The organism is Methylotenera mobilis 13, assembly GCF_000384255.1.
Lineage (GTDB): Bacteria > Pseudomonadota > Gammaproteobacteria > Burkholderiales > Methylophilaceae > Methylotenera > Methylotenera mobilis_B.
The window spans coordinates 60,958-78,828 of record NZ_KB913035.1 but is presented as its reverse complement, the minus strand read 5'-3'; the positions used below and the strand labels follow the sequence as shown (position 1 = coordinate 78,828).

Annotated in this window: 15 protein-coding genes; 10 read left to right on the top strand and 5 right to left on the bottom strand. The window is 43.0% G+C overall.

The features are described 5' to 3' along the window. The first annotated feature begins 84 nt into the window (after nt 1-84). On the top strand, nt 85-720 hold the full coding sequence (gene alkB, locus A391_RS0100390) for a DNA oxidative demethylase AlkB (protein ID WP_019896605.1): 636 nt from the start codon (nt 85-87) through the stop codon (nt 718-720). Between the two features lie 9 nt (nt 721-729). Here the strand turns inward: alkB and A391_RS0100385 are convergent, their stop codons facing one another. After that, nucleotides 730-1,056 (bottom strand): cupin domain-containing protein, encoded by a 327-nt coding sequence (locus A391_RS0100385; RefSeq protein ID WP_019896604.1) that lies wholly within the window; start codon nt 1,054-1,056, stop codon nt 730-732. A gap of 129 nt (nt 1,057-1,185) precedes the next feature. On the opposite strand from A391_RS0100385, the gene A391_RS0100380 reads away from it, so the two are divergent. The 6 genes from A391_RS0100380 (at nt 1,186) to A391_RS0100355 (ending at nt 8,691) form a co-directional block, all read left to right on the top strand. Next, nucleotides 1,186-2,163, top strand: coding sequence for an L-threonylcarbamoyladenylate synthase (locus A391_RS0100380; RefSeq protein ID WP_019896603.1), 978 nt, complete (start codon nt 1,186-1,188; stop codon nt 2,161-2,163). A gap of 67 nt (nt 2,164-2,230) precedes the next feature. Further along, a complete protein-coding gene (locus tag A391_RS0100375) occupies nt 2,231-2,593 on the top strand; it encodes a hypothetical protein (RefSeq protein ID WP_019896602.1) in 363 nt (120 codons plus the stop codon). Nucleotides 2,594-2,749: 156 nt separating this feature from the next. Further along, the gene (locus A391_RS0100370; RefSeq protein WP_019896601.1) at nt 2,750-5,554 is read left to right on the top strand and encodes a bifunctional diguanylate cyclase/phosphodiesterase; all 2,805 of its coding nucleotides are present in this window, start codon (nt 2,750-2,752) and stop codon (nt 5,552-5,554) included. 192 nt (nt 5,555-5,746) lie between these two features. Continuing rightward, nucleotides 5,747-5,965 carry a hypothetical protein gene (locus A391_RS0100365; RefSeq protein ID WP_019896600.1) on the top strand — a complete coding sequence of 73 codons (219 nt, stop codon included), beginning with the start codon at nt 5,747-5,749 and terminating at the stop codon, nt 5,963-5,965. A gap of 319 nt (nt 5,966-6,284) precedes the next feature. Next, entirely contained in the window at nt 6,285-7,796 is a 1,512-nt protein-coding gene (gene gndA / locus A391_RS0100360; protein WP_019896598.1) for an NADP-dependent phosphogluconate dehydrogenase, read from the top strand. Nucleotides 7,797-8,049: 253 nt separating this feature from the next. Then, the gene (locus tag A391_RS0100355; protein ID WP_019896597.1) at nt 8,050-8,691 is read left to right on the top strand and encodes a DedA family protein; all 642 of its coding nucleotides are present in this window, start codon (nt 8,050-8,052) and stop codon (nt 8,689-8,691) included. Between the two features lie 43 nt (nt 8,692-8,734). On the opposite strand, the gene A391_RS0100350 is transcribed toward A391_RS0100355, so the two are convergent. The 3 genes from A391_RS0100350 to A391_RS0100340 are packed head-to-tail and all read right to left on the bottom strand — an operon-like array spanning nt 8,735 to nt 11,220. Next, nucleotides 8,735-9,511, bottom strand: a complete 777-nt coding sequence (locus A391_RS0100350; protein ID WP_019896596.1) for a ferredoxin--NADP reductase — start codon at nt 9,509-9,511, stop codon at nt 8,735-8,737. Nucleotides 9,512-9,529: 18 nt separating this feature from the next. Beyond that, nucleotides 9,530-10,471: an electron transfer flavoprotein subunit alpha/FixB family protein gene (locus tag A391_RS0100345; protein ID WP_019896595.1), complete on the bottom strand. Its 942-nt coding sequence runs from the start codon at nt 10,469-10,471 to the stop codon at nt 9,530-9,532. Further along, nucleotides 10,468-11,220, bottom strand: a complete 753-nt coding sequence (locus A391_RS0100340; RefSeq protein WP_019896594.1) for an electron transfer flavoprotein subunit beta/FixA family protein — start codon at nt 11,218-11,220, stop codon at nt 10,468-10,470. Before A391_RS0100340 ends, A391_RS0100345 begins: the two co-directional genes overlap by 4 nt. A gap of 102 nt (nt 11,221-11,322) precedes the next feature. Between A391_RS0100340 and A391_RS0100335 the strand changes: the two genes are divergently transcribed. The 3 genes from A391_RS0100335 to A391_RS0100320 all read left to right on the top strand — a co-directional run bounded on the left by A391_RS0100335 (nt 11,323) and on the right by A391_RS0100320 (nt 15,096). Beyond that, nucleotides 11,323-12,249 (top strand): LysR family transcriptional regulator, encoded by a 927-nt coding sequence (locus A391_RS0100335; RefSeq protein WP_019896593.1) that lies wholly within the window; start codon nt 11,323-11,325, stop codon nt 12,247-12,249. Nucleotides 12,250-12,263: 14 nt separating this feature from the next. After that, on the top strand, nt 12,264-13,928 hold the full coding sequence (locus A391_RS0100330) for a 4Fe-4S dicluster domain-containing protein (protein WP_019896592.1): 1,665 nt from the start codon (nt 12,264-12,266) through the stop codon (nt 13,926-13,928). A gap of 265 nt (nt 13,929-14,193) precedes the next feature. Then, nucleotides 14,194-15,096, top strand: a complete 903-nt coding sequence (locus A391_RS0100320; protein ID WP_019896591.1) for a hydrogen peroxide-inducible genes activator — start codon at nt 14,194-14,196, stop codon at nt 15,094-15,096. Here the strand turns inward: A391_RS0100320 and A391_RS14080 are convergent. Next, complete coding sequence (locus A391_RS14080) at nt 15,056-17,758, bottom strand: PAS domain S-box protein (RefSeq protein WP_019896590.1); 2,703 nt, start codon at nt 17,756-17,758, stop codon at nt 15,056-15,058. The genes A391_RS0100320 and A391_RS14080 overlap by 41 nt on opposite strands. Nucleotides 17,759-17,871: the final 113 nt, after the last annotated feature.

Below are 17,871 nucleotides of genomic sequence, written 5' to 3'. Positions count from 1 at the left end.
TATAAGCATCTGAATGTAATATTGTTCAATATTGCCAGTATTCTGATTAAACAAACCTGTCATATATGGATGGAGTGATTTAGCTTGGATTTATTTAGCAACATAACACCTATCGAAACCGCACTGGCCGGAGTGAATTTACTTAAGGGATTTGCGCTTAAAGATGAAGCAACGCTACTCGCAGATTTAGAAAGTATTATCACACAGGCGCCGTTTCGTCATATGGTCGTCCCTAGTGGCTTTACGATGTCTGTCGCCATGACTAATTGTGGTGAATTAGGTTGGGTGACGGATCGCCAAGGCTATCGCTATGCCAATTTAGACCCGCTTACAGATATGCCTTGGCCGCCAATCCCAGATAGTTTTTTAGTATTGTCACGTGCGGCTGCTTTAGCGGCGGGATACGCTGACTTTAAGCCAGACGCTTGTTTAATTAATCGTTATCAAAGTGGTGCGCGTATGGGGTTGCATCAAGACAAAAACGAACGTGATTTCACGCAACCTATTGTTTCGGTCTCTTTAGGTGTGCCTGCAACATTTCAGTTTGGTGGTTTAAAGCGTACTGATAAAGCCTTGAATGTTCCGCTTTATCATGGAGATGTGGTGGTGTGGGGCGGGGAGGCGCGTTTGCGCTATCACGGCGTACTGCCACTGAAGGCAAATATGCACCCAGCTTTAGGCGCAGTTCGAATCAATCTTACTTTTCGTAAAGCTGGGTAACGAAAAACCTTACAGTTTTAACGCAAGCTTAATACGACGGTAGATCTGGCAAAGCTTAGAGCCATCTAACTGGTAATGTTTATGTAGTGGTTTTTTTACTTCCCAGCTTGCGGTCATGCCTGCTGGAAAAGTCACTAAATCACCCTTGCCAAAAGTCACTGGTGTGCCGCCAGTTGGCGTAATCACACATTCACCCTCTAAAATGTAGGCAATTTCTTGCTCAGGAAATGTCCATGGAAAAACAGAAACTTCTTTCTCCCATGTTGGCCATTTACTTACATTTAGCGCATCTAAACGTTGCTGACTTGGGTTTTTTTCAACAGTGATTTGAGTCATGAGTATTCCTTTTAAAAAATGTATTTTATCCCATGAAGCAATAAAGCTGAAATGTTCTAATTTGAGTGCTGATGCGCGTAAAGTAGTAAAATATTACTTTTAGTCATTGCTTAGTCATCATTAAATATTATGCGTGTTAGTTTAGAACAGGCAATTGCCGAGCTCAAAAACGGTGGTGTCGTTGCGATTCCTACCGAAACAGTCTATGGCTTAGCCGCAGATGCCACCAATGATAGCGCGCTTAGAAAAATATTCGAGATTAAACAACGTCCAGCAGACCATCCTTTGATTGTGCATATCGGTGATGTGAATCAAGTGAGCGATTGGGCAACGAGCTTTCCTGAAGTTGCCATCAAGTTGGCAGAAGCCTTTTGGCCCGGCCCATTAACATTAGTACTACCTGCGCAACCACAGGTTTCACGTGTCGTGCGTGGAGATGAGCCAACTGTCGCGCTCAGAGTACCTAATCATCCTGTTGCCCTGGCATTGCTTAAGCACGGTAATTTAAGTGTGGCTGCACCTTCTGCTAATTTATTCACTCAGCTCAGTCCTACAACCGCAGCACATGTTGAAGCAGGCTTGGGCGAATCAATTCCAGTGTTAGATGGCGGCCCTTGTAATGTAGGGATAGAGTCAACTATCGTCAGCGTATCAGCCAATGGACTATGGCAATTACTACGCCCAGGTATGATTAGTGAAGAAGAGATTGCTAAGGTAGCGACCACTCATCATCAAGCGCCATTTACAGAGAGTACAGATGCAAGCCAAGTGGTACCTAAAGTGCCTGGTCAGCATGCTTTGCATTACTCACCGCGCACACCCTTAATGTTATTTAAAGACAGGCTGTCATTGATTCAAGAAAGCAAAGCTTTACAAGCGATGGGGCTATCTTTTGCAATCATGCTGATTGGCGATTCTGATCATGTTGAGTTAAATTGCCAAACTATCAATTTGCCAAACTCCCCAGATAAGGTTGCAGAGCTGTTGTATAGCAGTCTACATGACCTAGATGCGATGAAAGTGGATCGTTTATTGGTGGAGTTGCCTCCTGTATTGCCTGAATGGCTGGCGGTGTTGGATAGATTAAGTCGCGCGGGATACCGGTGATTTGTTGTATATTACTGATTGCTTAACTTTGTTTAAGCGACTTGTCCGCACAATTTAGGTTAGAAATATGATGATTAAATTACAACAGTTTGTTTTAGCCTCATTATTAGTGGCAGCAATTCCAGCATGTAGTTCTATTGGGTTGCCCAATCCCTTTCGTGATGATAGTAGTGAAATATCGCAGTATCCTAAAGATGCGACAGAATACATTTGTGACGGTAATAAACACTTCCATGTGCGTATGTTGAACAATGGTAATGATGCTTGGTTAATTTATCCTGACCATGAAGTTAACTTACCAAAATCAAGTGACGATCATCGACGTTACGCAAGTGGCGTGATAGCACTGGTGATTAATGGAGACGCTACCACCCTTAATGACGGCGAAAAAATAGCTTACCTTAATTGCAAGCCGCAATTGAAGAAATAGTCTATTCAAAAGTACTTAATCATCCAGTAGAGGTGATGTGTTTTTGATATTTGCACGGGTTGTTAAATGTAATTTGTTGTTAATTCAGGCTGCTCCTAGTCTAAACCCTTATTAAATTGTGATAGGATAATTTCACTCTAGCCTTATTGTTTCCATATGCAGAAAAAGATTTCCACAATTTGGCGTTTCCTATTGCCCGTACTAGTGCTGTTGGCGGTTGCGCCTTTTGTACTCACGGGCCAGCAAGCTTCACAGCAGCTAGATAATATTCATGCCGGTGCAAGCGAGCAGGCGCATACATTAGTTCGTCTTTTAGATGTCACAGAAGAGCTGGTGAGTGAGCAGGCAAACGCAGCTATGCGCTTGTTAAAACAGCGTAGTCAGGAACTAGGCAAAGTTCACATAGACGGTTTAGTTCAGTTCCAGGCCATGACTTTACCTAATCTTAAAATGGGTGAAACAGAAGTTGCTGGCCATTTCAATTTGGTTGATGGGGTCAGCGATTTGTTTGGTGGTACTGCCACCATGTTTGTGCGTTCTGGTGATGGTTTTGTTCGAATAGCGACCAATGTTAAACAAGATGATGGCGCGCGCGCGGTAGGGACTGTACTTAACCCCAAAGGTAAAGTGATCGGCGCACTGCTAGCTGGTAAGGAATACCATGGTGTGGTTGATATCCTTGGCCAGCCTTATATTACGAGATATGACCCAGTATTCGATGAAAATGGTCAGGTGATTGGTGCTTACTATATTGGCTATAAAGTAGACATTAAGATACTCCGTGACACTGTAGAAAATATGCGTCAACTCACTACAGGTTTTGCCGTGATAATAGATGAGACAAATAATGTTCGCTTTTTGTCATCTCATGTAGACCATGCTAAAGCAGAGAAGCTGTTGAAGTCTCGGCCAGGTAACTGGGAGTTCGTCACAGAAAGTGTGCCGACATGGGGCTTTAAGGTGGTTGTTGCTTATCCTATCAGTGAGGCGCGTGCAGTCAGTTTGGCTAATGCATGGTTTGTTGTATTCGCCGGCATATTGCTTGGTACTTTGTTAATCTTTATTATCCTGTGGCAATTAAGACGATTGATTCTTAACCCGATAGGGGGCGATCCTGCATTAGCAATTGATGTTGTAAAGCGCATTGCCGCTGGCGATTTAGCGCAAGATGGGCTGAATGCAAAGCCTGATACTTTAATGGCGAGTGTATTGGAGATGCGCCAAAAGTTACGCGAGTCCATTGATACTTTACAGTTAAATGCTGAGCGTATGCGCTTATCTGCAAGTGTATTTGACCATGCACATGATGGTATTTTTATTACGGATGCCAACGCAAACATCGTTGAAGTTAATTACGCATTTACTCAAATTACCGGCTATTCAAGAGAAGAGGCGTTAGGCCATGTGCCTCAAGCGCTGGGGTTTGTGACTTACGATGAAAGTCTGCTTGACCTGCTGTGGCTACAGGCTGAAAGTAACAGCGAATGGCGTGGTGAGACTTGGAATCGCCGCATGAATGGTGATGTTTACGCAGCATGGCTAGATATATTCTGTGTGCGAGACGAAGCTAATCATATTAAAAACTTTGTTGGCCTATTTTCCGATATTACCCAAGCCAAAGAGCAGCAGCAAAACTTAGAGCGGATGGCTTATCATGATCCGCTTACGCAATTGCCTAATCGTGCTTTGTTGTCTGATCGTTTGCAGCAAGCGCTAGCGAGGGCGGAACGTTCAGGCGAGTTGTTGGCAGTTTGCTGTCTGGATCTAGATGGATTTAAGCCTGTCAATGACACCTTAGGGCATGAAGCTGGAGATTACCTGCTAGTTCAATTGGCAGTTCGTATGAGTGCTTGCTTGCGTGATAGTGATACCGTTGCGCGCTTGGGTGGCGATGAGTTTGCGGTGCTGTTATGCGGCTTGCAAAGTGTCGATGAGTGTACGCAAACTTTAGAGCGTTTACTGAGTGTGATTAAAACGCCATATAGCCTAGGTGACAAGACCGTGACGGTGTCTTCCAGTATTGGATATACTATTTTCCCTGATGATGGTTGTGAGCCAGACACTTTACTCCGGCACGCAGATCACGCGATGTATCAAGCAAAACTGAATGGCGGTAGCCGCGTACAACAATTTGACTCGCATCATGATCGTCAGTTTAGAGGCTTGCGTCAAGACAGGGAGCGTGTTGAAGCTGCGCTACCTAATGACGAATTCCGTTTGCATTACCAACCTAAAGTAGATTTACGCCAAGGTAAAGTGGTTGGCATGGAGGCTTTAATTCGCTGGGAACATCCTGAGTTAGGCTTGCGTGGCCCTATCACCTTCTTGCCCATTATTGAAGATACCGATTTTTCTATTCCATTAGGCGAGTGGGTAATCCGCGAAGCCTTAGGTCAAATTAAGATTTGGCAAGCAGCTGGCCTAGACTTTCAGGTGAGTGTGAATATTGCAGCAAGACATATCGTGCAATCTAACTTTACAGAGCGATTGATCTTATTGTTAGCCGAATTTCCTGAGGTAGAGCCTCGTAAGCTGGAGCTCGAAATTACAGAAACTGCTGCGATTGAAGATGTTTCAGGGGTGGCGAATACCATTAATAGCTGCAAGCAACTGGGTGTAAGCTTTGCTCTCGACGATTTTGGTGTGGGTTATTCATCGCTTACTTATCTGCGCCGCTTGCCAGTAGAGACCATTAAAATCGACCAGTCATTTGTGCGGGATATGTTACAAGACGTTGATGATTTGGCTGTGGTTGCTGGCGTCATTAGCTTAAGTCGAGACTTTAAACGTAAAGTTGTTGCAGAAGGCGTTGAGACTTCTGAGCAGGGTGTTTGGTTATTACGGATGGGATGCTCTGTCGTTCAAGGTTACGGTATTGCACGCCCTATGCATGCCGATGCTGTGTTAAATTGGGTAGAGGCTTACCAGCAAGATCCTAGTTGGACTCAAGGGTTAGTTTAATAAGGTTTTGTGTAAGTTTTAGTCTATTTTGAGAGGTTGAAATGGACCCTGCCATTAAATTTAAGCTTATTAATACTTAATCATTCTCATTTATTAAGTACTTGCCGATTTTATAAAAAAGGCGTAACTTGGTTATTCCAAGTTCTGAAGTCTGTTTGAAAAATTCAGTTCAGAAGTAACGTGGAGTTAGCCATGGATAATAAATACGGATTAGGAAGTAGTAAGGTTGCGACAGAGCATCATCGTCTGCATCACAAGCTCACTGATGAAGATGCTCCACATTGCAGAGTCTGCAAGAGCACGCATCTTGTGTTAAGCCCAACCATGCATGATCACTGTTGTGCTGATTGTGGAACATGGCAAAATGATGTGCCTGCTGGTTACTCAACCGGCAGAAGTAGTGATTATTAGAATACACCATCATTACCGCCAAAGTATTACTCCCATAGTACTCTCTGACCATATTCTTTAAGGTCTTGTATTTCGCTTGGTGATATAAAGCGCAAATATCATCTATTTTCTTATTAAAAATTCAATCGGTTCTAACTATGGACTGAGCTCAGCCGACTGCTTTCTGTAAAGCAGATTGGATCGCTTGTTATGGATATTGTCACATATTTAAAATAATTCTCTGATCTACGTCAATTTTCAGCAATTTATTCATGAAAAAGTTCTATAATCTTGCCTACCAAAAAACCTTTCCATTAAACAACTCCAAAAGAGAAGATAAATGACTACGAAAAATGCTGATATTGGCCTAGTTGGCCTAGCTGTTATGGGCCAAAACTTGGCTCTGAATATTGCCGATCATGGCTACACCATTGCGGTTTATAACCGTGACCCAAAAAAAATGGTGAATTTCATCGAAGAATGCAAAAAAAATGAACCTTCACATGCTAACGTTGTTGGTCATGCTGATTTAGCTTCATTTGTTTTAAGTATCAAACGCCCACGTAAAATTATTTTACTAGTTAAAGCTGGTAGCGCAACTGATGTGACTATCAACGCTTTATTACCATTCCTTGAGCAAGGCGACATCATCATTGACGGTGGTAATGCATTGTGGACAGATACCATCCGTCGCGAAAAAGAATTAGCGGCTAAAGGTATTGATTTCATCGGTTCTGGCGTTTCAGGCGGTGAGACAGGTGCACGTTTCGGCCCATCATTAATGCCATCAGGTACACGTAAAGCTTGGGCGAGTTTAGAGCCAATCTGGCGTGATATCGCAGCTAAAGTAGACCCTGTCACAGGCGAGCCTTTAGAAGGCGGCAAACCTGGTAAACCAGTAGAAGGCGGCTTCTCATGTGCTGAATACATCGGTCCTGACGGTGCTGGTCACTACGTAAAAATGGTGCACAACGGTATTGAATACATCGACATGCAATTGATTTGCGAAGCTTACTGGTTGATGAAAAATCTGCTTGGCATGCAAGCAGATGAAATCGGTAAAGTATTTGCTGAGTGGAATAAAGGCGAATTATCAAGCTTCTTGATTGAAATTACGGCTGATATTCTGCAACAAAAAGACCCAATGGGTAAAGGTTTCTTGGTTGATCAAATCTTGGACACTGCTGGTCAAAAAGGTACAGGCCAATGGACAGCAGCGAATGCGCTTGAGTTAGGCGCACCAGCTAACGCGATTGCAGCTGCAGTGTACGCACGTGCATTATCAAGCTTAAAAGAAGAGCGCGTTGAAGCGAGCAAAATTCTTAAAGGCCCAGTGATTAAAGTTGAGTCTGACAAGAAAGCAATTATTGAAGCGATTAAAAATGCTCTTTATTGCTCTAAAATTTGTGCATACGCTCAAGGTTTCCAATTGATCGACAAAGCACAAGTAGCTTACAACTGGAAATTGAACTTCGGTGAGATTGCTCAAATCTGGCGCGGTGGTTGTATTATTCGTGCACGTTTCTTGCAAAAAATCACTGATGCTTATGCGTTGAACTCACGTTTGAAAAACTTGATGTTAGATCCATATTTCACACAAGCGATGAACGAAGGTCAAGCAGGCTGGCGTAAAGTGATTGCTTTAGCAGTTACCAACGGTATTCCTGCGCAAGGTTTTGCTTCTGCAATGGCTTATTACGATGGCTACCGCAGTGCAGACCTACCTGCAAACTTGTTGCAAGGTCAACGTGACTACTTCGGCGCACATACCTATGAGCGTAAAGATCAGCCACGTGGTCAGTTCTACCACTTGGATTGGCCTGAAGCTGGTCGTCCGCAATTAGAAGTGTAATATTGGTCGTTAGTTTTAAATAATAAAAAGCCCGCTTTTAGCGGGTTTTTTATTATCCGAACGCTATAATGCAGACACCTTTAATTTTGTGTATTCAATGTCATGCTGTGTTACTCAACTAGCTATTGTTGTTGATTCAAAGGTTTTTTGATGATATGTCGCTGCTTTATTAGCACGGGATAGCGGCGTTATAGGGTTGAGTAAGGTATTTTACTTTGCTGATATTTAGAGAAAATAAGGCTAAAAATTAGGTATGGATTTACAAAACATGATTGATCTATTTTTGCACTTAGATAAGCATTTGGCTGTTGTGACTGCCACTTGGGGTGTATGGATTTACGCGCTGTTGTTTCTTATTATTTTTATAGAAACGGGCCTAGTGGCCATGCCTTTTTTGCCTGGTGATTCTTTATTATTTGTGGCGGGTGCGATTGCTGCTGTTGGTGGTATGAGCTTGCCTGTTTTAATGACATTGCTATCAATTGCCGCCATTGCAGGTGACGCCTTGAATTATTCAATTGGCAGGTGGACGGGTAATCAGGTATTTGCGTGGGAAAACTCTCGATGGTTTAATAAAGACGCTTTTAATAAGACTCATGCGTTCTATGAGAAACACGGGCCGATTACGATAGTGGTGGGGAGGTTTTTACCGTTTATTCGTACGTTTACGCCTTTTGTGGCGGGTGTTGCACAGATGACCTATCCGAGATTTGCTTTTTATAACGTGATTGGTGGTTTAATTTGGGTCTGTGGATTAACTGGCATCGGGTACTTGGTGGGTAATCATCCGTGGGTAAAGGCCAACTTTTCTCTGGTGGCCTTGGCCTTGATTATTATTCCTAGCCTGCCTGCGGTTTGGGTGTTTCTCAAGCATATGATGCAATCACGTGCTTGAGAATTAATGCGATTAAGCAATCACGCGATGAAGATAGTTCAGATTATTTTTCAACAAAAGCGCGCTCAATTACATAGTCACCTGGTGAGCCTACGCGCGGCGAAACGATAAAGCCTCTTGAGTCTAGCAGTTCTTCGGTGTCTTTAAGCATTTGAGGACTACCGCAAATCATGGCTTTGTCATTGGCAGGGTCAAGCGGTGGCAAGCCAATGTCTTCAAATAATTTACCTGAGTTAATGAGGTCTGTTAATCGTCCTTGGTTGCGGAAATGCTCTCTGGTCACCGTCGGGTAGTAAATCAGTTTGTTACGCACTTCCTCACCAAAGAACTCATTATTCGGTAGCTCATTTTCAATAAAGTCAGCATAAGCAAGCTCATTTACGTGACGAACACCGTGTATTAACACTACTTTTTCAAAACGGTCATAGACTTCTATGTCTTGAATTAAGCTCATGAATGGCGCTAGCCCTGTACCTGTTGAAAGTAGATAAAGGTTTTTTGCCGGCTTTAAATCGTGAATCACTAAAGTGCCCGTTGGTTTTCTGCTGACTAATATCTCATCGCCCACTTGTAGGTGTTGTAATATTGATGTTAATGGGCCATTCGGGACTTTAATGCTAAAGAACTCTAGATGCTCTTCATAGTTTGGGCTAGCGATACTGTAGGCGCGTGTCAGTGGGCGACCATCGACTTCTAGGCCAATCATAACAAATTGCCCGTTTTCAAAACGCAGGCTTTCTTCACGCGTTGTTTTAAAGCTGAAAAGGCTGTCGTTCCAGTGATGGACACTTAGTACACGTTCAGTAGAATATTTGCTCATGATGGATTTTTCTTTAGTTTAATTTTTTTGAATGGCGGCAGTTAGCTCGGGAATGGCTTCGAACAAGTCAGCCACTAGCCCATAGTCTGCAATCTGGAAGATAGGCGCATCAGGGTCTTGGTTGATGGCAACCACAACTTTACTATCCTTCATGCCATAAGTGTGCTGTGTAGCACCAGACACACCCACTGCGATATATAAATCAGGTGCGACAGTTACACCAGTTTGACCGACTTGAATGTCATTAGGTGCATAGCCTGCATCGACTGCTGCACGCGTTGCTCCTAGTGCCGCGTTAAGTCTTGCCGCAAGTGGTGATAGCACTTGCTCAAACGTTTCTGCACTGCCCAATGATCGGCCGCCTGAGATGACCACTTTTGCTGTGCTCAGAGCAGGTCGGTCTGATAGTGTGCGTGTTTCAGAGATCCAACGTGATTTTTGCTGTGGTGCAGGTGCTTGAAATACGGCGACTTCTGCATGGTTAGTAATAATATCTGCCGCACTATAGTTGCTACTGTGTATGGTAATCAGCTGTATGCGATCCGTACTTTGTATCGATGTATGTATATTGCCAGCGTAGATGGCGCGCACATAGGTATTGTTAGGCTGAATCTCCAGGACATCAGAGATCATTGCGATATCAAGTAAAGCCGCAGCTCGCGGTAATATATTGCGGCTATATGATGAGTGCGCAGCTAGAATGACGGCATACTCATTGGCTATGTCGACAATAATCTGGGCAACATCTTCAGCCAATGGGTGTGCTAAATACTCAGCTTTGACGTGGATAACACGAGCAACGCCAGCAATTAACGCGGCCTGTTGCGCAATGCTGTCGGTATTGTTGCCCGTGACTAGAATCTCAACGGGCGCGTTCCAAAACTGGGCCGCTGTCACTGCTTGGTAAACTGAAGCATTTAACGCCTCGCCATTATGTTCGGCTAAAATTAGGGTTTTCATAGTTGTATTCCTTCATGAGCACGCAGCTTAGCAAGTAACTCTTGTACGCTACCTACTTTGATGCCTGATTTTCTTGCTGGCGGCTCTGACACTTTTAATAACTGAAGACGCGGCTTGGTATCTACACCAAGATCTGTAGCATTGATTGTTTCAATAGATTTCTTTCTAGCCATCATTAAGTTTGGCAGCTTTACAAAGCGCGGTTCGTTTAAACGCAGATCTGCTGTAATCACCGCAGGCAGATTGAAACCTATGGTTTCTGTCCCGCCATCTACTTCACGTATTGCGACCACTTCGTTGCCGTTGATGCTGATTGTTGATGTAAAGGTTGCTTGTGGGTAGTCAAGCAATGCGGCCAGCATTTGCCCTGTTTGGCCTGCGTCATCATCAATCGCTTGCTTGCCAAGTATGGTAAGTGCTGGTTGTTCACGATCAACTAGAGATTTGAGTAGTTTCGAAACGGCTAATGGTTGTAGGTCTTGGTCACTTTCAACTAATATGGCGCGGTCTGCCCCCATTGCTAAGGCATGTCTTAATACATCCTGATTAGCGGCGCCGCCTAATGAAACGACAACGATTTCTGAAGCAATGCCTTTTTCTTTTAGGCGTACGGCTTCTTCAATGGCGTTCTCGTCAAATGGATTAATGCTCATTTTGACGCCATCGATATCTACATTTGAGCCATCTGGCTTAATGCGTACTTTAATGTTGTAATCTACTACACGCTTGATTGCGACCAATATTTTCATGACAGTTTCCTCTGCAATTGCTGTGCATTCTACATCGGCATATAATATATATAAAATGGATTATTAAGATAATATATATCTGTATTGTAGATATGAGGATGTATGAAATATACCTTAAGGCAACTAGAGATTTTTGTGGCAATCAGTCGTACGGAGAGTGTTTCGCGTGCGGCCGAGGCGTTGTCGTTATCACAATCAGCAACCAGCACTGCGTTGAGTGAGTTTGAGCGGCAATTCGACCTGCAGCTTTTTGATCGTGTAGGTAAAACGCTACGCATTAATGAAACAGGGCGCCAATTGTTGCCAAAAGCTGTCGATTTATTAGACCGTGCCAATGAAATAGAAAATCTTTTGCGCGGACATGCTGGCTTTGGTTATATGAAAATTGGTGCGACATTAACCGTTGGCAATTATCTTGCCACGATACTTGTTGCCAAGTTCTTGCAAGAGCATCCTGAAAGTAGTATTCAACTACAAGTGCACAATACAAGCACAGTGGTACAACAGATTGCAAATCATGAACTGGACTTAGGGTTGATTGAGGGAGATTGTAATCATCCTGATATAGAGGTGCAGCAGTGGGTGGCAGATGAACTTGTGGTGTTTGCTTCCCCTCATCATCCATTAGCGGCAGTAAAGAAAATTACTATGGAACAGCTCTTACAAGAACAGTGGATTTTAAGAGAAAAAGGTTCTGGTACTCGGGCAACTTTTGATCGCGCTTTTCAGAACAATCATGCAAAACTGCATATCAGGCTTGAATTAGAGCATACCGAGGCGATTAAACGCGCAGTTGAGTCTGGACTTGGCATCGGATGCATATCGCGTCTGGCCCTTAAAGATGCCTTTCGTCGTGGTAGCCTAGTGCAATTGGCTACGCCATCCCTGAACTTAGGAAGGTATTTCTATTTTCTTTGGCATAAACAGAAGTATCAAACAACGGGAATGCGTGAATTTATCGCTTTATGTAAAGCAATGGTCATTGGCGCCGAGCGCAGTGACCAAGTTAATTTGCCAGAAATACCTTAAAGGACCGACTTTAAATGATAAATGTGCAACGTGATGTAATGAATTATGATGTGTTGATTGTAGGCGCAGGGCCGTCTGGCTTGGCCGCAGCAATTAAACTTAAACAACTTGCTAATGACCAAGGTCAAGAAATCAGCGTATGTGTGCTTGAAAAGGCGGCAGAGGTTGGCGCACACATTTTGTCAGGTGCAGTAATAGACCCCATCGCCTTGAATGAGCTTATTCCTGATTGGCGAGATAAAGGTGCGCCACTCAAGACCCATGTGACTAAAGATGAGTTCTTGATTCTAGGGCAAGCTAAAGCTTGGTCAATTCCACATTGGCTGATGCCACCTTTAATGAATAATCAAGGTAACTATATCGCGAGCCTAGGTGATGTTTGCCGTTGGCTAGGTGAGCAGGCAGAAGCATTGGGTGTTGAGATTTATGCTGGCTTTTCCGCACAAGAGATGCTTTATGATGAGCATCAACAAGTAGTGGGTGTCATCACGGGGGATATGGGGCGTGATGCGCAAGGCGGGGAAACCGTACAGTTTACGCAGGGCATTGAAATAAGGGCGCAATATACATTGGTGGCAGAAGGTACGCGTGGGTCATTAACGCGCGAGCTGGAAAATAAATTTAGTCTGCGTAAACAATCTTCACCCCAGAAATATGGCTTAGGCTTCAAAGAAGTATGGCGAGTGCCAACTGAGCAGCACCAAATAGGCTTGGTGCAACATAGTATTGGCTGGCCATTGACTGCTGATACTGGGGGTGGCTCTTTTATTTATCATTATGGTGAGCAATTGGTTTCTATCGGATTTGTGGTGCATTTAGATTATGCCAACCCACACCTTTCTCCTTTTGATGAGTTCCAACGTTTCAAGACTCATCCACAGCTTAAATCTTTACTGAAAGGCGCTAAGCGCTTGAGTTATGGTGCAAGGGCCATTAGTGAAGGAGGCTTACAGTCTTTACCTGATTTGGTGTTTCCTGGTGGTGCATTGATTGGTTGTAGTGCGGGCATGGTGAATGTGCCACGTATCAAAGGCAGCCATAACGCGATGAAGTCTGGCATGTTGGCGGCTGAGACTGTATTTCACGCATTAATACAATCAGGCACGCAGAGAATACCTGTGCTACTAGATTATCCGAATGCGTTAAAAAACTCATGGGTTTGGAAAGATTTAGACGCTGTGCGCAATGTGAAACCGCTTCTATCAATGTTTGGTAGCTGGGGTGGCACACTGTTAGGTGGTGTTGAGATGTGGCTGAGTGCTTTTAAAATTCGTCTGCCATGGACTTTGGTGCATAAAAAGGCAGACCACGACTGCACAAAATCTGCATCGGAAATGCCCGTAATCGATTACCCTAAACCAGACGGTGTTTATAGCTTTGATCGTTTAAGTTCAATCAGCCTAAGCAATATTGCACATGATGCAAATCAGCCTTGCCATTTGAAGTTGATAGACAAAAATGTACCTATCAGTATTAATTTAGCAAACTATGATGCACCTGAGCAGCGTTATTGCCCAGCAGGTGTGTATGAGATTATTAGGCAGCAGGAGGTGAGCTATTTACAAATCAATGCTCAAAACTGCATTCATTGCAAAACATGCGATATTAAAGATCCAACTCAGAATATTGTTTGGGTACCGCCAGAGGGTGGCAGTGGGCCAACTTACTTAGGCATGTAAGTGCTAAGTAAGATTGCTTTTTGCTATTGGCTTAATCCATATTGCGCAAATAGCTCAATAAAAATATCCTGTAGTTCGTATAAATAGTTTTTCATTTCAGTCTCCATTCAGATTGCTACTTCAGAATATTGGAAAAACAATTTAGTGTAGCAAGTTAGAGCAGTGTATAGCGTGAATATTGATTTGTATAATTGAATATCGAAATGCCATTGATATGCTAAACTTATCAATGGTAGGTAATTAGTAGATAAGTGGAGTATCAATCATGACTTTAAGTGAACTGCGTTTTGTTGTTGCCGTAGCGAAAGAGCGTAATTTCAGACGCGCGTCTGAGAAATGCTATGTCAGCCAACCGGCCTTGAGCTTAGCGATTAAAAAGCTAGAAGAGGATTTGGGCGTACAAATTTTTGAGCGTAGTCGAACTGATATCAATCCAACACCCATCGGTGAGAAAATAATCGAGCAGGCAATTAAAGCGATAGAAGAAGTTAACTATATTCGAGAGCTAGCTAAGCAAGGCAATAATCAATTAAGTGGCTCTTTCCGACTAGGCTTGATTTACTCTGTAGGACCGTATTTACTGCCAGAGATCATTCCAATACTCCGCCAGAGCGCACCAGAAATGCCACTGGATATTGAAGAGAATTTGACGGTTCAATTAGAAGCTCAATTGAAAAACGGGATAATCGATGCGGCAGTGGTTGCACTGCCTTTTGATGTGCCAGGAATTAATACCTTACCTTTATATGATGAAAAATATTTGGTGATGGTGCCAGTGAGCCACCCATGGGCAAGCCGCAAGTCAGTAAGTGCAGACGAGCTTGCAGATGAAAATGTCCTATTGCTCAATAGCGGGCATTGTTATAGTCATCAAGTGTTACAGGCCTGTCCAGATTTGTCTCGTAAAGGTCAGGTGTTACAAGGAAACTCATTAGAAACTATTCGCAATATGGTAGCTTCCAATTTAGGCATTACCGTGTTGCCATGTAGTGCCGCAACAGACCGGTATTTAAACCCACTAGTAAAAGTCATTCCATTTTCTGAGCCTGTTCCTGTGCGTAGGGTGGCGATTGCATGGCGCAAGAGTTATGCAAGAGAGCTTGCTGTGATGTGTGTAGCCGATGCAATTAAGGCGATTGCGTCGGACTGTCTAGAGATGATTGATTAGTGGTCTCATCTGTATAAAATCTAAAGCATCCTCTGCCGGCACGTTTTGCTTCATACATTGCTTGGTCTGCAACACGCATCAGTGAGACTACATCACTGCCATGAAGAGGGTATATACCAATGCCTATGCTACAAGAAATATGAATCTTATGTTGCTCAATCAGAAAAGGCTGTGTCAAAGCAAATACCACTTCGTTAGCGACCATCGCAGCATCTTGGTTTGACTCAATTTGCGAGAGTACAATGACAAACTCATCACCACCTATACGGGCAACAGTGTCGGTTTGTCTTTTTATGCGCGCAGTCAGACGTTCTGCAACTGCTTTGAGTAATAAATCTCCAATGTCATGACCTAGTAAGTCGTTGACTGGTTTGAACTTGTCTAAGTCTAAAAACATGAGCGCCAGTTTCGTTTTCTCTCTCCGAACTTGTGCTAATGCCTGATGCAAGCGGTCTGTCAGTAATGTCCGATTTGGCAGGTCTGTGAGCGGGTCGTAATGTGCAAGATGGTGGACTCGTTCTTCAATCGACTTTCTCGCAGTAATATCAATCATCGTACCAACATAATGCGTGACAATATTGTCCCTATTTTTCACTGCAGTAATTGTCAGCCACTCTGGATAGATCTCACCGCATTTACGTTTGTTCCAGATTTCGCCTTGCCAAGAGCCTTGGCTTTGGATGCTATCCCACATTTCTTTATAGAAAGCTGCATCGTGTACGCCAGATTTTAACAATTTCATTTTTTTACCGACAGCTTCGTCTGCCGTAAAGCCTGTAATTCTAGTGAAAGAATGATTAATTTTTAATATATTGGCATTTGCATCCGTCACTATCATGCCTTCTTGTGATTCGAAAGCAGTCGCGGCAATTTGAAGTTCGGTTTCAATTTTCTTTCGGTCTGAAATATCCCGTGCGAAGCCAACAGTTCCCAATAAGTTACCATCCTGATCAGTCACTGGTGCTTTAAAAGTTTCAATCCAGTGTTGATTACCTTTGGTATCAACATAAGTTTCTTCAACGGATTTTGGTTGCCTTGTCTGTAATACGGATAAGTCATCCTTACGATAGTTTTCAGCAATCTCTATTGGCGAGTAGTCAAAGTCTGTCTTGCCAACCAAGCTCTCAGGGTTATTTTCACCAAAGTTATTGGCGTGTACTTTATTAACTGATAAAAAGCGACTTTCCAGGTCTTTAAGCCAGACCATGAAAGGAAAGTTATCTAACAATGCACGTTGATAGCCCTCTTTTTTCCGTAACTCTGACTCGACACTTTTTAAATGACTGATATCGACATGAGTGCCAATGAGTCTTTTTGGTTTAAGTACTACTCCATTTACATCGAGGGCTAACTTTGCGCGAGAAAGTATATCAACCCAATGTCCATCCTTATGCTTCATACGAAACTCTGTTTCAAAGCTCACACAATCACCATTGATATAAGACTGCGCATGCGCTAATGTAGCTGCACTGTCTTTAGGGTCGACTAGTGAGGACCATGTGTCGAGGGTGTTACCTAATTCGTCATCACGATAGCCAAGCATTGACTTCCAACGAGGGGAATAATACACCTCGTTAGTGTCTAGATTCCAATCCCATAAGCCATCGTTGGCACCTTTTAATGCAAAGTTTAAGCGTTCACGATTGATGATTTGTTCAGCTTCAGATTTCTTTATTTGGGTAATATCTTCGTAAATCCCCAATACGCCGATTACTTCTCCAGAATCTTGACGTAGCGGAATTTTAGAGGATTTAAGAATCATTTCATAGCCATCTACTGATTTCTCAAGCTCTTCATAAGAGGCTTTCGGTACTGCACGTTGCATCACCTCAAGATCAATTGCACGATAGTAGTCTGCGCGTGCTTGCCAAGCTAAATCATCATCGTATTTTCCGATAATTTCGTTAACATTATTGAAGCCGGCATCCCTTGCAAAATTGCTATTGCAGCCGATATATCTTGAGTTTTTATCCTTCCAAAAGATTCGCATAGGAATCGTTTCAATAATAGATTGCAAGATATTGCTAGATTCTGTGAGCGCATCAAATAGATTAGCTTTTTCAGAAACATCAAATAGCACGAGTAGTTGAGAGCCTGAAAGTCCTTTGTCTAGTGGGGTAGTGGTGGCGATGATTGATTTCACTGCTTGATTTTTACAATGAATTTTTAGATCTAAAGGTACAAACGAACTTTGATTAATTGCACAATCATTTAAATGATTGTTCCATGATGCTATGACTGAAGCTCTATAGTGCTCCTCAGGGTATGCCTTCAGCCACCAATCGCTGATTGTCGTTATATCTGCATGCGTATAACCAAATGATTTAGTGAATTGTGGATTAAGCCTGATTAGTTGGCCTGTATCTTTAAAAACAGCAATTGGCACCGGACATACATCGATAATTGCATTTAGATGTTCATTGTGCTGATGGAGTTGATGAAGGGTTTTTAACAGATAGATCAAAAGCCCACTCACAATAGAAGCGGCTAACACAGCACTTACAAACCCAGTAATGAGATAATTTGTGGTTACTTTACCTTCTAGCAGAAATTGCATTGTTGCTACAGTAGGTAAAGTAAGTGCAATGGCTGATATGACAGATATCAGCCATAAATGCCATTTCTTCTTACCGAGCAATATTGGGATTAAAGTATGTTTCAAGTGAGTCCTAGCTTTCAATACTTTGTATTCATATCCTATACCTAAGACTACAAAATCTTTTGATTAAAATCAAAAGGGCTGGCGGTATAGCAACATAAACAGAATGTCTACTT

Coding starts and splice junctions, on each gene's coding strand:
- A391_RS0100350 (WP_019896596.1), bottom strand. CDS start 9,511: ATGAGCAAATATTCTACTGAACGTGTACTAAGTGTCCATCACTGGAAC.
- A391_RS0100355 (WP_019896597.1), top strand. CDS start 8,050: ATGGATTTACAAAACATGATTGATCTATTTTTGCACTTAGATAAGCAT.
- A391_RS0100370 (WP_019896601.1), top strand. CDS start 2,750: ATGCAGAAAAAGATTTCCACAATTTGGCGTTTCCTATTGCCCGTACTA.
- A391_RS0100385 (WP_019896604.1), bottom strand. CDS start 1,056: ATGACTCAAATCACTGTTGAAAAAAACCCAAGTCAGCAACGTTTAGAT.
- A391_RS0100345 (WP_019896595.1), bottom strand. CDS start 10,471: ATGAAAACCCTAATTTTAGCCGAACATAATGGCGAGGCGTTAAATGCT.
- A391_RS0100375 (WP_019896602.1), top strand. CDS start 2,231: ATGATGATTAAATTACAACAGTTTGTTTTAGCCTCATTATTAGTGGCA.
- A391_RS0100335 (WP_019896593.1), top strand. CDS start 11,323: ATGAAATATACCTTAAGGCAACTAGAGATTTTTGTGGCAATCAGTCGT.
- A391_RS0100340 (WP_019896594.1), bottom strand. CDS start 11,220: ATGAAAATATTGGTCGCAATCAAGCGTGTAGTAGATTACAACATTAAA.
- A391_RS0100330 (WP_019896592.1), top strand. CDS start 12,264: ATGATAAATGTGCAACGTGATGTAATGAATTATGATGTGTTGATTGTA.
- A391_RS0100380 (WP_019896603.1), top strand. CDS start 1,186: ATGCGTGTTAGTTTAGAACAGGCAATTGCCGAGCTCAAAAACGGTGGT.
- gndA (WP_019896598.1), top strand. CDS start 6,285: ATGACTACGAAAAATGCTGATATTGGCCTAGTTGGCCTAGCTGTTATG.
- A391_RS0100365 (WP_019896600.1), top strand. CDS start 5,747: ATGGATAATAAATACGGATTAGGAAGTAGTAAGGTTGCGACAGAGCAT.
- A391_RS0100320 (WP_019896591.1), top strand. CDS start 14,194: ATGACTTTAAGTGAACTGCGTTTTGTTGTTGCCGTAGCGAAAGAGCGT.